Below are 14,765 nucleotides of genomic sequence, written 5' to 3'. Positions count from 1 at the left end.
GTTAAAATATTCTTAATTAAAAGAATAATTTGCGCCCCTACGGGGGCGGTAAAGATACTAGAAAGTAAATCTAATATCGCTAGATATAAATAAAGGAGAAATACAAAAATGGCAAAAGAAGCTTTTGACCGTAGTTTACCTCACGTTAACATTGGTACTATTGGACACGTTGACCACGGTAAAACTACATTAACTGCTGCTATTACTAAAGTTTTAGCAGATAAAGGTGGAGCAGAATTTAAAGATTACGCAAATATCGATAACGCTCCAGAAGAAAGAGAACGTGGAATTACAATTAATACTTCACACGTTGAATATAAAACAGAAAACAGACACTACGCACACGTAGACTGTCCAGGACACGCCGATTATGTTAAAAACATGATTACAGGTGCTGCTCAAATGGATGGTGGGATCTTAGTTGTTGCTGCAACTGATGGACCTATGCCTCAAACTCGTGAACACATCTTATTATCAAGACAAGTTGGAGTTCCAAAAATTGTTGTTTTCTTAAACAAATGTGACATGGTTGATGATGAAGAAATGATCGACTTAGTTGAAATGGAAGTTAGAGATTTATTATCAACTTACGACTTCGATGGAGACGGAGCACCAGTTATCCGTGGATCAGCTTTAGGAGCATTAAACGGAGAAGCTAAATGAGTTGCTGCTATTGAAGAATTAATGGCTGCAGTTGATGAATACATCCCAACACCAACTCGTGATTCAGATAAAACATTCTTAATGCCTGTTGAAGACGTTTTCACAATTACAGGACGTGGAACTGTTGCTACAGGACGTGTTGAACGTGGAACAATTAAAGTTAACGAAGAAGTTGAAATCGTTGGTTTAGTTGAAGAAGCTAAAAAATGTGTTGTTACTGGATTAGAAATGTTCAGAAAATTATTAGACTTTGCTGAAGCTGGAGATAACGTAGGAGCATTATTACGTGGTGTTGACAGAGAAGGTATTGAACGTGGACAAGTTTTAGCTAAACCTGGAACTATTAAACCTCATACTAAATTACAAGCATCAGTTTATGCGTTAACTACTGAAGAAGGTGGACGTCACAAACCATTCTTTAACAAATACCGTCCTCAATTCTACTTCCGTACAACTGATGTTACTGGTGAAGTAACATTACCTGCTGGAACAGACATGGTTATGCCTGGAGATAACGTTGAAATGACAATTGAATTAATTAAACCAATTGCTGTTGAAGATGGAACAAAATTCTCAATCCGTGAAGGTGGAAGAACTATTGGAGCTGGAACAGTTATTGCAGTTCAATAATCTTTATTAATTGAAAATTAGAAAATTACCTTTTGGTAATTTTTTTTATTTTAATTAGTAAATATTTAAAATTTAATTATAATTATGCAAATGCAAAAGTTGTTATTCTATGTATTTAAAATAATTTTAATTATTACATAAATGCAGTTCTTGGAATTAGAACCTAAATGTATGAATTATTAATAATTACAAAAATTAGCGATTTTGTAATCGTAATCTTTATTGGTATTATTAGTGCCAATAATTTGAACTTTGGTTATGGCTTTAGTGCTAAAAAACTAAAATTAAAATAAAACAAACATTTTTGAATAAGATGGTGTTTTTCTAAAGAAATAATTTTCCAAATGTAAAATCTATTTACTTTTGATTCTTTTAAAAAGTAATGATATAGGTTATTTTGTAAAATAGTTTTAGATATATGAGGTGCAAAATGAAGCAAGCAACTTTTGATGTAGGTGGATCAGGAATAAAATATATAATTTTTGAAAAAGAAATAATTATAAAACAGGGACATATAAATTATTCATTTTCTAAGGAAAGAATTTCTTTAGAAGATGTTTTGAATGAAATACTTAAAGTAGTTAAATCTTTAGAAAGTGAAGTTCAAATCGGAATATCGATGCCGGGCATAATTGACTCTAAAAATATTCGAGTTCTAACAGAATCAGGAATAAAAGATGTAAATATAGATATAGTAGAATTTTTCTCAAAAAACTCTTTTATTAAAAAAATAATTATCGAAAACGATGGTAACTCAGCAGCACTGGGCGAATGATATTATAGAGCTAATCCAAAAATAAAAAATTTTGTAAACATAACAATAGGGTCGGCCATTGGATGCGGTATTATATTAAATAATCAATTGTACAAAGGTTCTGAATTAAAGGCAGGAGAAATTTCAAGGATGTTTAGTAATAATTGCAAAGCAGGAGATACACATGGATTAGCGTTAGATACAGGAATTGGATTATTAGGATTAAAATACTCAAAAATAACTCAAAATGAAAAAATTTTAACAGGTAAACAAATATTTGATCTATATAATAAAAATGATTTACTTATAAATGAATTGGTTCAAGAATGAATTTCGTCTATTGCCAAAACAATTTTAAATTTAGATTATATATTGGATTTTGATTTAATAACAGTAGGTGGCGGAGTAAGTGAAAATAAGCTATTTTTTGAACTTTTAAAAAATGAAATTTCAAAAATTAAAGATATAAAAGTTCAAAATTTTATGATTCTTAATGAAACAATTTTAAATAGAGTTGAAATTTCAAAAACAAAAAACTATGCTGGTTGTTATGGAGTTTACTATCTTTTGAATAAACAAAAATAAAAAGTATATAATTTTTTTGTGGAGGAAAATAAATGGCATCAGTGTATGAAAAGTTAGAAAATTTAATTAGATTTCAAAAAAGTGCAACTTTTGCAATAATAGCACAAAAAATAATACAGCATTTTTTTGAAGAAAAAGAACTTCTTTCTCAAGATGAATTAGCTAAAGAATGTTTTGTGAGTGTTTCTACAATATCAAAATTTTCGCAATCAATAGGTTATTCAGGTTATAAAGAATTATATTTTGAATTAAAAAGAGAAATGGAATTAGCTAGATTTGATAATGATTCTTTATCAATTCAACATATCGATATTTTTGAAGCTGTAAAAAACTATATACATTTATCGAAAGACAAAATAAACTTTTTAACAAAATTAATAAATCAACATTCAGAAATAAATATTTTTAGAAGTGGACAAATGAGTATTGCAGCAGATTATTTTTGTGAGCTTTTAATTAATAGAAAAAAAAGACCCGTCATAATTGATCAGAGTTTTCAATGCTTTATTGAAACAGATATAGTTTCAGACAACACTTTAAATATTGTTATACTTTGTGGCAGAGATAATTTTTCTTTAGTTCAAAATATTAATAGAGTAACAGATAAAGGTAAATGATTTTTCATATCTTCAGAAAGACAATTTGACAAGATTGAAGCACCAACAAAAAACTATCTTCCTCTTTCGTTCGATATAAAAAAAAGTGAATTCCATTTTAGAACTCTAGCTTTGCAAATGATATTTTTTAACATATACCAAAATATCTAAAAAACTTTTCCAATTTGGAAAAGTTTTTTACTTTTTTCCAAAAATTAATTTCTGAATTTGGATTAGATTAATAATATTAGTGAAAGGAAGTATGAAATATGGAATTTAAAATATATGCACCCGTAGATTGTGATGTTAAACCAATCGAAGAGTGTACAGACAAAATTTTTGCTCAAAAACTTTTGGGTGAAGGTTTATGTATTATACCTAAAAATTCAGATTTCTATTCTCCTCTAGAAGAAGGCAAGGTTTCGCTAATTTTTGAAACAAAGCATGCCTTTTTTATGGAGTATGATGAAATAAAAGTTTTAATGCATATAGGTATGGACACAGTTGGCTTGCAAGGTAAACCATTTGATGTCAAAGTTATAGAGAAAGAAAAAGTTTCATTAAACAGTAAAATAGTTGGAGTTAATTTAAAATTTATTGAAAAACAAAATTTATCAATAGAAACACCAATTGTTTTTGAACAAGAAAACATTGAATCTATTGTTGTAAAAAAAATCTCAAAAGGTTTTGCTAAAAAAGGTGATTTAATTGGAGTATTTGAAATTCAAAAGAAAGAATTAACTCCAAAGATAAATAAAAAAACAGGATTAAAAAATTTAAACAGTTTTAAATCAAAATACGTTTTGGCTGGTGAACAATTTTTAAAAGATGTTGGAGAATCGAATTTTTCTCAGGTATATAACTGTATGACTAGATTAAGATTTACAGTAATAGATAAACAAAAAGTTAAGGAAGCAGAAATTAAAAAAAATGAACTTGTAAGAGGAATTATTTGAAATGGGAATGAATTACAAATAGTTATAGGTGGAGAAGTTTATAAAGTAAAGGATGAAATCACTAATATTCAAAATGGAGTATATGGACAATCTCATTCCGAAAAAAAAGAAATTCAAAAACCACCATTGGCAAAAACACTTATGAGTATTGTTACGGGAATAATGGTTCCTCAAATACCAATGCTTATGGCGGTTGGTTTATTTGCAGCAATGCAAGCAATGTTAGTGCAATTTGGAGTTTTACAAGCAGTAAATGAAGGTTCTAACCCTGGTAATGTTGACCTTATAAGTGGTTTATTTTACATAATGAGTAAAGTTGGGCTTAACATGATTGGTGTAATGTTTTGTTATTCAACAGTTAAGTACTTTAAAGGAAATACAATATTAGCAATATTGGTAGGATTAACTTTAACATCGAGATTTTTATTTCAAGGAATTCCTACCCCTATTGAGGAAGCAGGGTTTGGAGATTGAGTAGCAGGAGTTAAAGGAACAGGTTGATTAATATTCAAAATAGGTGACTATCCAATTTTAGTTAAGGCGTATGAAGGATCTGTTCTACCATTTATTGCTTCAGGTATTTTAATAGTTTTATTAGACAAATGAATTAAAACTTGAATGCCTTCTGTTATAGATATTATTTTTAGAGGATTCATTATTTATGCTCTTACAATACTACCGGTTTTATTTATTTTGGGCCCAATATTATCATTTGTTGAAATGGGAGCTAGCAAAGTAGCTGTAGCTTTAGAAAATCCTAAATTATTTGGTCTTGGAGTTGCACTATTTACATTCTTATGAACACCATTAGTATTAACTGGTATTCATGGAGCTATTATAATGAGCATTCTTGTTTCAACAATTATGCAAAATCCAGTTGTTCCTTCAGTACTAGTTGGAGCTGTTGCTATAGCAGCATTTGCTCAAGTTGGAGCAGCACTTGGAGTCGCTTTGATAACAAAAAATTCTCAGTTAAGATCCTTTTCATGGGGAGCAATAATTGCTGGTTTATTTGGTGTAACTGAACCAATAATTTATGGTATCAATTTACCAAAAGGTAAACCGTTTGTTGCTGGTTGTATAGCAGCGGCGTTTGGTGGATTCATGGCTGGTATATTAAAATTAGAAGTTGTTTTTCCAGCAGGTATGGGTATATTTGGTTTTTCGGGAATGGAAACAATAACAAAGCAAATGCTATATATTTTAGATTGAATTATAACAATAGCTATAGCTGCAGGATTAACTATTTTAATTTATTCAGAAAAATGAGATGAATTTAAATATACAAAACTAAAACTAAAAAAATTAAATAAAATATTGACAAACGTCTTAGTTGAACAAGGGTTGTCTAAAGAACAAATAAAAGAGCAAATTGAATCAATTGAAAATAAATATTTAAATGAACTGAAAACTAATAAAGAAAGTTTTGATAAATATTTTAAATATATTATTAAAAAAAATAAATTAGAAGATAAAATATCAAAATTAAGTAATTTAGAAGAAAAAAATAAAAAAAGACTATTTGCTAAAGCTGAAAAAATGATTTCTAAACAAGATAAATATTCAATTGAAAAAATTAATGATTCTATTCAAAAATCAAATGATTACAATTTATCTACTCAAATCAATAAAGTTGAAAATGAATTAATTCAGTTAGTTAAAGAAAATCAAGAAATGTCAAACACTTTTGAAATATGTATAGAAAAATTAACTAAAAATTATAAAAATGTAATTAAAGAGTTAACTAAATTATCTAATTACAAAGAAGTTGAAATGTTCGAACCGCTTTTCTTTAATGGACTAAACTCAATAAAAATTAATTTTGGCATATATGATCAACAAAATTACGGATTAACAAAAAGTCAAAAAAAAGATTATAAAAAAATGATAAAAAATAATGGAGGAAATTAAAGTGAAATTTATAAAAGATGATTTTCTATGAGGTGGAGCAACAGCAGCCTCTCAAATAGAAGGTGCTTATAATATAGATGGAAAAAGTTTAACACTACTTGAAATGAAAGAATTCAAACCTTTAAAGGACAGAGCGAATAATCACTTTAAAATAACTGATAAATCAGATTTTTTAAAAGCTATTGAAAATAAAGAGGGATTGCACTACCCTAAAAGATTTGGTATAGATTTTTATAGTAGATACAAAGAAGATATAGCACTTTTTAAAGAAGCAGGAATGAATGTATATAGAATGTCAATAGCATGAGCAAGAATTTATCCAAATGGGGATGATCAAAAACCAAATGAAAAAGGTTTAAATTTTTATAAAAATGTTTTAAACGAATGTAAAGAAAAAAACATAAAAGTTATGGTTACAATGTCACACTTTGACATACCTTATTCTATAGTTGAAAAATATGGTGGATGATTAAATAGAAAAACAATAGATTTATTCTTAAAATATGCCGAAACTTTATTTACTGAATTCTGTGATATGGTTGACTACTGATTACCTTTTAATGAAATCAATATGGCAACTTGAAGTACAGAAACAGGATTAGGAGTTTTTGAGTCGACATTTAAAACTAAAAATGAAAGGGATAGTGCATCCTATCAAGGCTTACATAATCAATTCATTGCACAAGCAAAAGTTATTGAATTAGGAAAAAAACTTTGTCCATCAGCTAAATTCGGTTGTATGGTAGCAAATATCACAACTTATTCATTAAATTGTAACCCAATCAATGAAATTGAAAATTTAACTAGACAACAAAAAACAAGATGATTCTTTTATGACGTAGTTGCTAGAGGTAAATATCCAACTTACATTAAAAGATATTTTGAAGAAGAGAATATAAACATACAAATGGAAAAAGATGATGTAGAAATATTAGAAAAAAACGTAGTTGATTTCATTTCATTTAGTTATTATATGTCAGCAACAGTAGCAGTTGAAGAAGGAGAAAAAACAGCAGGAAATTTAATTTTTGGTGGCAAAAACCCATATTTAAAAGCTTCAGAGTGAGGATGACAAATTGATCCAATTGGTTTAAGAATAACATTGAATGAATTATGAGATAGATACCAAAAACCATTGTTTATTGCAGAAAATGGTATTGGTGTTTTAGAAACATTAAATGATCAAAACACAGTTGAAGATAATTATAGAATTGAATATCTGTCAGAGCATTTTAAACAAATAAATGAAGCTATTAAAGATGGTGTAGATGTGTTTGGATACACAATGTGAACACCAATTGATGTTGTAAGTGCTTCTACTAATGAAATGTCAAAACGTTATGGAATGATATTTGTGGATTATGATGATTATCATAATGGTACAGGAAATAGATTTAAAAAGAAATCATTTGATTGATTCCAAAACTTTATGAAAAACAAGGAACTTTAATTTATAAAACACCAGTTTATTCAACTGGTGTTTTATTTTATTCAATTTCTTTGATTCACCCAAATGTTCTTTGAACCGCGCTATTTCAACCTTTAATTAATTTTTTTGATTCCTCTTCACTAATTTTGCTTGTTAGCTCAAAATCAATTTTATAATTAGATTTAATATCATCTATATTTTCTCAATATCCTACAGCCAATCCTGCTAAGTACGCAGCACCCATTGCGGTAGTTTCAACATTAATTGGTTTAATAACTTTTGACCTACTAATGTCTGCTTGAAACTGCATCATAAATTTATTATTACTTGCCCCTCCATCAACTTTAATTTCGCCCAATGGTCTTTTAATATCTTTTTGCATTGCGCTGATAACATCATTTGCCTGATAAGCAATGGCTTCTAAAGTAGCTCTTACAATATGTTCCCTTTTTGTTCCTCTATCCAAACCAAATATGGCACCACGTGAGTAAGAATCTCAATAAGGTGAACCAAGCCCTGTAAATGAAGGAACAACATAAATTCTTCTATCATCATTTACTTGACCTGCATATCATTCAGTCTCAATTGCATTATAAACAATTCTTAAATTATCTCTTAGTCATTGCACCGCAGCACCAGCTACCATTACAGATCCTTCCAATGCATAAGTGATTTTATCACCAATTGCAACGCCTATAGTTGTAAGTAAACCATGAGTTGACATAATCTTGTTTTCACCTGTATTCATTAGAATGAAACAACCGGTTCCATAAGTTATTTTTGTTTGACCTGGATTTAAGCATAATTGCCCAAAAAGAGCAGATTGCTGGTCACCAATAGACGAACAAATTTTAAATTGAGTTTCATCATTTTTTGAAAGTAACCCTTTGAAAGTTTCTCCATAAATTTCAGAGCAAGACTTAATCTCTGGTAGCATGTTTTTTGGAACATTAAATAAGTCAAGTAATTCATCATCTCAATCATTTGTATGAATATTATAGAATAATGTTCTTTGAGCATTAGTATGATCTGTAACAAATACTTTACCACCAGTTAGTCTATATATTAACCATGTGTTAATAGTACCAAACATTAACTTGCCTTCCTTAGCTAATTCTCTAGCACCCTTTACATTATCCAAAATTCATTTCACTTTTGTTCCTGAAAAATAGGGATTAATTATTAAACCAGTTTTATCTCTAATTAAATCTAATTCTTTTCTACCAAATTTTTCACAATAATCAGCAGTTCTTTGATCTTGTCAAACAATGGCATTATATATAGGCAAACCTGATTCCCTATTTCAAACAACAACTGTTTCTCTTTGATTTGTTATTCCGATTCCTTCAATTTGAGAAGGACTAATTCCTGATTTATTTAAGACTTGTATAAGCGTTGTTCTTTGAGTATTTCAAATTTCAATTGCATCATGTTCTACTCAACCTTCTCGTGGAAAGTGTTGAGTAAATTCCATTTGATCAACTGCAATAATATCCCCCTTTTTATTAGTAACAAGTGAACGAGCACTTGTTGTTCCTTCATCTAAAGTTATAATATATTTTTCCATATTGGTTATCCCCTTTTATTTATGTATTAATGGATTCCTTTGAATAGGATCTCAATTTGATTTTTCTTCTAGCTTTGTTGTTTTCATGACTAGTTCAATAACTAAATCTGCAATTGCGGGAGCGGAAGAAAGACCGGGTGATTTCATACCAGCTACATTTATAAATGAATTATCATTTGCGGCAGGTTTTATTCAAAAATCGTCATTCTTAGGTTCTATTGGTCTACTTCCTGAAAAACTAAGACATGTTTTATTCATATTTATGTTAGGTATCAATTTTTTACCAATATCCCCAATTAAATCATATTTACTTTTTGTTATTAATCTTGTTTCATTTTTTGGCACAAAATCTTCACTAGTTGGTCCAACTAAAACATGTCCATCTAATGTAGGAGCTACAATAATACCTTTACCATGTATTGTAGGAACCATAAATACAACAGAATTTACAATTCCCGCTTCAGTTTTTTCTAAAACTCTGTACTCACCGCGTTTTGTAACAAGATCAAATTCATGATGTCCGGCCATTTTACTAATAACATCAGCGTAATGACCTGCAACATTTATAATAATTTGAGAATTTATTTTCTCTCCGTTTTCAATTTCTATTTCAAATAAATTATTTTGCTTAGAAATAGCAATAACCTTTGAGTTTAATTTTAATTCAACTCCATTTTTAATTGCGTTTTTCATAAGCGTTTCAGTTAGCACGACAGGATCTACTGCAATTGATGAATTACAAAGTAGAGCTCCTTTAACTTCAGGAGAAATATTTGGCTCTTTTTCTAAAACTTCTTTCCTTGTTAAAATTTTTATTTCATCAGGATTTAACCCATTTATTAGTCCTCGTTTGTACAACATATTTATGTGTTCTAAATCTAAATCATCAAAACCAACAACTAGTGAATCTATTCTTACAAAAGGAAATTCCATTTGTGAAATTCAATCTTCATATTTTTTTTTACCTAATACATTTAATTTGGCATTAAGCTTTCCAGGAGTTGGGTCGAACCCGCCATGAACTAATCCTGAATTACCTGTGCTTGTTTCTAATCCAACTTTCAAATTAGATTCAAGTACAATAATTTTTTTATTATATTTTGAAAGTTCTCTAGCAATAGAAGAACCAATTATTCCTGCACCAATTATACAAATATCATATTTATTCATTTTTGTACCTATTTCTATTAAATTAAGAAAAATAATCCAACAATCGCTCCAGCAGCAATTGGTGCTGCTACAGGTATTCATGCATAACTTCAATCAGATTTACCTTTGTTTTTTAAAGGCATTAATTGATGAACAATTCTTGGAGCTAAATCTCTAAAAGGATTTATAGCATAACCTGTTGTTCCTCCTAGTGATAAACCGATTGCTAAAATAACCATACCAACTAAAACAGGAGCATAAAATGGTGGCAATCCTGCACCGCTATTAAATTTTCCAAATGATAAGATTGCCAAAATCAATAATGCAGTTCCTAAAAATTCCATTGCAAAATTTGTAATTTTACCTCTTTCAGTTGGAATTGTTGAGTGCATTGCAAGCACACTTAATTTATCTTCAATTGTTCCACTTATTAAAGTTTTTTGTATATGTTTATAATAAACAAAATTTACTAATAGCTGTCCTATTACAGCACCTATAAATTGAAAAATTATAACAAGGAAAAACATTCCTACTGGGGCCATGCCGTTATAACTGGCAAGACCAAAATTTCCTGTTTTGTCAGCAATTGCAAGGGCTACAGTAACTGCTGGATTAAAATGTGCAACGCCACCTAAAGCATTAGCAACAAGAGCACCAACGGTTACTGCCATTGCTCACCCAATTGTTATTGCGACAAGTCCTGCGTTATTCCCCTTCGTTCCTTTTAAGACAACGTTTGCTACTATACCATTACCTAAAATGATTAAAATAGCTGTTCCTAAAAGCTCAGTTAATATTAAAGTATATCAATTCATTACTCGTTAAACCTACTTTCTTCGTGTATCTAAACAATGATACAATTACATAATATCAAATATAATTATTTTTTCCAAATAATAGCCCAAATTTTGGAAAAAATATCTTTTCGCCTTTTCTTGTTGAAAATAATTTGCTAAGATAAAAGTATGTTATGAGAGAAAGAATAATTTGTGTTTACTTATCAGAAAGGAAAATAAATTATGTTTTTAGTAGCTCATAGAGGATTTAGAGGTCCTGGTAGAGAAAATAGAATGATTGATTTTATTGATGCATTAAAAAGTTGTAAAGGCGTTGAATTTGATATTCGATTAACGAAAGACAAAAAAATAATAATATTTCATGATCACAATTTAAAAAGAATTGGTAATGTTAATAAAACTGTCAAAAGTATGACTTTTGAAGAAATTAAAAATATTGATTTTTTTAAAAATAATCCTGAAAATATTCCACCTTTGTTTGTTGAAGATTTTATTAATAAAATTTCTAATAAATATGAATTTATAAATGTGGAGATTAAACCCAATAAAAATACAAAAGAAGAGTTTGAACTTATAAAGAAAGCTTTGGAATTGTTAAGAAAAAAAACCAAAGCTGAAATAGTTGTTTCTTCTTTTGGAAATGAGGCATTAAAATTTATTAGTGAATTAGATGTTAACAAGTTTAAAAAAGGATATTTAACCGAATACGTTAAAAAAGTTGATTTTAGTTTAATAAGAAAATTTGATTATCTGCACCCTTATGTTGGAAACTTAAAATCACATGATTCATTAAAATATGTAGAGAAAATTAATTTGCCGATAAATGTATGAACATTTAAAAACGATAAAGATGCTGAAATTATTTATTTCAAATATAGGAAATACTTAAATTCTTTAATTAGCGACAAAAAGGATTTAAGAATAAATTTTAAATAAAAATAGAATGGAGTGATATTTATTTTCACTAAAAAAAATACAATAATGGGTATTAGCAAAAAAACATTTACTGTAATAGCCATTTTAGCAATGGCAGATGTCTTAGTAATGGCTGTACCCTTTTATTTAAAAAATGTAATATCATCTGTAGTAATTTCTGAATCACTAGGAATTTTACCATCTCAATTTTCGCAGGCTAATTCAATATATGGCTATGTATCTTTACCTAGTTATTTTATTGGAGGTTGACTTGCTGATAAAATTAGCTTGAAAAAATTAACACTAGTTGGTCTTGCATCAATTGGCGTAGTAGGATTATGATATGGCTTTATTCCTTTTATTGCTACTGCAAAAGTAATACAAGTCTACTTAATATTTGCATTGTGATCTTTTATTACATGCTTTATATTTTGAGCTGCACTTTGAAAATTATTATCTGAGCAAGGTAAACCTGAAGAAAATGGAAAGTTAAATGGAATTCATGGTAGTTTAAATGGACTTATTGGAACTGTTATTATTGCTATTGCGTATCTAGTATTTTTCCTTTTTGGGACAGTCTGAAAATCTTCATTAGGAGATTGAGCTTTTCCTGCACTAGTTTTCATTTTTACTGGATTCATAATTGCTAATTGTTTCTTAATTTTTTTCTTTGTTCCAGAGGACAAAACTACTAAAAAAGATGGTGAAAGTGATTTTTCATTAAAAAGTTTTAAAAATATATTATTTAATTGAAAAATATGACTTGTTTCAATTTTGATATTAGGAGTTTATTTATATCAAAGTGGATTATCAATATTTGTAACCTATATGCAAGATGTATTGTTAATTACTGCATCTTTAGTGGTTGTATTTGGAATTTTGAGAACCTATTTATTTAGATTTTTCTTTTCAACATATTTTGGAAAAATGGCAGACAAAAGTCAAAAATACATTTTATTCATAATAATTGGTTTGGCAGTAGCTTCTGTTCTATGTTTAATTGCAGTTATTGTTCCTGGATTTAGCGAAAATAGTTTTACAAATATGTCAAAAGGATCAAAAACTTTAGTTCAAGTTTCAGTAGTTACTATGTATTTGGGATTGGGTATAACTTGTTGAGCACTTGTTACAAATAGATGAGCAACAATTTATGTTATTAATATAAGTCAAAAAGACTATGGAATGGCGGTTGGATTTATATCATTGATTGCATTTTCAGCTGATGCATGATTTTGACAAATTGATTCCATTTTATTAAAAAATTTAGGGTCAGAAGCGGGGCATGTTGATAATAAATTGGCAAATCAAATTAGCATAATAATCATTTTATGCTTTGGCTTACTTGCAATGATTGCTGGTGGTGTATTAATATATGCAACAAAAAAAGAAGCACAGAAAAATTTGTCAAAACAAGTTTTGACAAACTAAAAGATTTTGAACAATAGCTATTTTAGCAACAGCTGATGTTTTAGTTTTCATTTTTCCATCTTACTTAAAGAATGTTATAAATACGGAGATAATATCATTAAATTTAGGAATTTCACCAGCGCAGCTTAGTCAAGCCTCTGCTGTTTATGGTTATGTATCTTTAGTAGTATTCTTTTTTGGTAGTATTATCGCGGATAAAATAAGTCTTAAGTGATTAACAATAACCGGATTAGTTAGCTTTGGCATAACAGGTGCATGATACGGTAGTGTTGGTTTAACTGCAGGCGGAGCAATTATTTTTGATGTAGAAAACAATATTGCTATTTTAAATCCTATAGGTCAATCAAATAGATATACTCAAATTTTAATAATTTATGTTATTTGAGCAATTGCTAAAATTATATTTTGGGCGCCATTGTGAAAATTACTTTCTCAACAAGGAAAACCTGAAGAAAATGGTATTCTTAATGGAATACATGGCAGCTTAAATGGGCTTATTGGAACAATATTTGTAGGTCTAGGTTTTATCATTTTTACAATACTAACACCTATATTTGTTAACAATAATAACACTTCAAGCTTAGCGTTTTCGTTAATGTGTTACTTATTTTGCTTACTTATTTTTATCGATGCAACTCTTTTAATATTTTTTATCAAAGAAAAAAAGAGTGAGATTATAAGTAAAGACTTTAACATAAAAGAGGTAGGAAAAATTTTAAAAAATTATAAAATTTATTTATTATCTTTATTAGTTATGGGCGTTTATATGTATCAACAAGGGTTAAGCGTGTTGATACCATTTATGAATAGTGCAATACTTATTAGTGCAAGCGTAACCTTTATTGGTGGACTACTAAGAACATACTTATTTAGATTAATATTTTCAGCTCCTTCAGGAAAAATAGCTGATAAATCAGGTAAATACATAAAATTTTTAGTCATAGGATGTATTATTTGTTCATTCTTAATGATGGTTATAATATTTTTGCCAGGATTTAAAGTTGGAGGCTTTGCAAATCAATCAGCGGGCATGAAATTGTTTATCCAAATTATTGTTTATTCATTTTTCCTTTGTATGGGAGCTATTTGCTGAGGCTTAGTAACAAATAGATGAGCTACAATATATGAAATAGGGATAGATCATAAGCAATATGCAACTAGTGTTGGATTAATCTCTGTTATAGCATTCTCTCCTGATGCATGATTTTGGCAATTAAATTCATTATTTTTAGAGAAATATAAAGTTGAAACAAGTATTGCTGGAGTTTATAACTATCAATTAGCATACCAATATTCAATGATATTAATTGTTGCTGGAGGGATTATTGGTGTCATATCTGGTTTTATTCTTATCTGTAGGTTAAAAAAATAATCAAATATTAAAA

12 protein-coding genes are annotated in these 14,765 nt (G+C 28.7%); 9 read left to right on the top strand and 3 right to left on the bottom strand.

The features are described 5' to 3' along the window. The first annotated feature begins 108 nt into the window (after positions 1-108). The 6 genes from tuf (at position 109) to MENTO_RS03480 (ending at position 7,545) form a co-directional block, all read left to right on the top strand. On the top strand, positions 109-1,293 hold the full coding sequence (tuf, locus tag MENTO_RS03500; RefSeq protein WP_099651467.1) for an elongation factor Tu: 1,185 nt from the start codon (positions 109-111) through the stop codon (positions 1,291-1,293). Positions 1,294-1,460: 167 nt separating this feature from the next. Beyond that, positions 1,461-1,586: a hypothetical protein gene (locus MENTO_RS03970; RefSeq protein WP_279626460.1), complete on the top strand. Its 126-nt coding sequence runs from the start codon at positions 1,461-1,463 to the stop codon at positions 1,584-1,586. A 137-nt stretch (positions 1,587-1,723) separates the two neighbouring features. Continuing rightward, positions 1,724-2,632, top strand: coding sequence for an ROK family protein (locus tag MENTO_RS03495; RefSeq protein WP_099651466.1), 909 nt, complete (start codon positions 1,724-1,726; stop codon positions 2,630-2,632). A 32-nt stretch (positions 2,633-2,664) separates the two neighbouring features. Then, a complete protein-coding gene (locus MENTO_RS03490) occupies positions 2,665-3,399 on the top strand; it encodes a MurR/RpiR family transcriptional regulator (protein WP_099651465.1) in 735 nt (244 codons plus the stop codon). 98 nt (positions 3,400-3,497) lie between these two features. Then, positions 3,498-6,095, top strand: a complete 2,598-nt coding sequence (locus MENTO_RS03485; protein ID WP_099651464.1) for a glucose PTS transporter subunit IIA — start codon at positions 3,498-3,500, stop codon at positions 6,093-6,095. Further along, entirely contained in the window at positions 6,082-7,545 is a 1,464-nt protein-coding gene (locus MENTO_RS03480; RefSeq protein WP_167372693.1) for a glycoside hydrolase family 1 protein, read from the top strand. Before MENTO_RS03485 ends, MENTO_RS03480 begins: the two co-directional genes overlap by 14 nt. A gap of 37 nt (positions 7,546-7,582) precedes the next feature. Here the strand turns inward: MENTO_RS03480 and glpK are convergent, their stop codons facing one another. The 3 genes from glpK to MENTO_RS03465 are packed head-to-tail and all read right to left on the bottom strand — an operon-like array spanning position 7,583 to position 11,055. After that, entirely contained in the window at positions 7,583-9,091 is a 1,509-nt protein-coding gene (gene glpK / locus MENTO_RS03475; protein ID WP_099651462.1) for a glycerol kinase GlpK, read from the bottom strand. Positions 9,092-9,106: 15 nt separating this feature from the next. Beyond that, complete coding sequence (gene glpO, locus MENTO_RS03470; protein WP_099651461.1) at positions 9,107-10,261, bottom strand: type 2 glycerol-3-phosphate oxidase; 1,155 nt, start codon at positions 10,259-10,261, stop codon at positions 9,107-9,109. Positions 10,262-10,278: 17 nt separating this feature from the next. Then, a complete protein-coding gene (locus MENTO_RS03465) occupies positions 10,279-11,055 on the bottom strand; it encodes an MIP/aquaporin family protein (protein WP_099651460.1) in 777 nt (258 codons plus the stop codon). A 204-nt stretch (positions 11,056-11,259) separates the two neighbouring features. Between MENTO_RS03465 and MENTO_RS03460 the strand changes: the two genes are divergently transcribed. From MENTO_RS03460 to MENTO_RS03450, 3 genes are read left to right on the top strand one after another with little or no spacing between them, the layout of a single operon-like run. Beyond that, entirely contained in the window at positions 11,260-11,973 is a 714-nt protein-coding gene (locus tag MENTO_RS03460; RefSeq protein WP_099651459.1) for a glycerophosphodiester phosphodiesterase, read from the top strand. Positions 11,974-12,018: 45 nt separating this feature from the next. Next, a complete protein-coding gene (locus MENTO_RS03455; RefSeq protein ID WP_244162687.1) occupies positions 12,019-13,380 on the top strand; it encodes an MFS transporter in 1,362 nt (453 codons plus the stop codon). Further along, positions 13,325-14,752: an MFS transporter gene (locus MENTO_RS03450; protein WP_099651458.1), complete on the top strand. Its 1,428-nt coding sequence runs from the start codon at positions 13,325-13,327 to the stop codon at positions 14,750-14,752. The genes MENTO_RS03455 and MENTO_RS03450 overlap by 56 nt, the downstream gene beginning before the upstream one ends. Positions 14,753-14,765 lie beyond the last annotated feature (13 nt).

This window comes from Mesoplasma entomophilum (assembly GCF_002804125.1).
In the GTDB taxonomy this organism is placed as follows: domain Bacteria; phylum Bacillota_I; class Bacilli_A; order Mycoplasmatales; family Mycoplasmataceae; genus Mesoplasma; species Mesoplasma entomophilum.
Note: the sequence above shows the minus strand (reverse complement) of the source record. Positions and strands in the feature narration are given on the sequence as shown.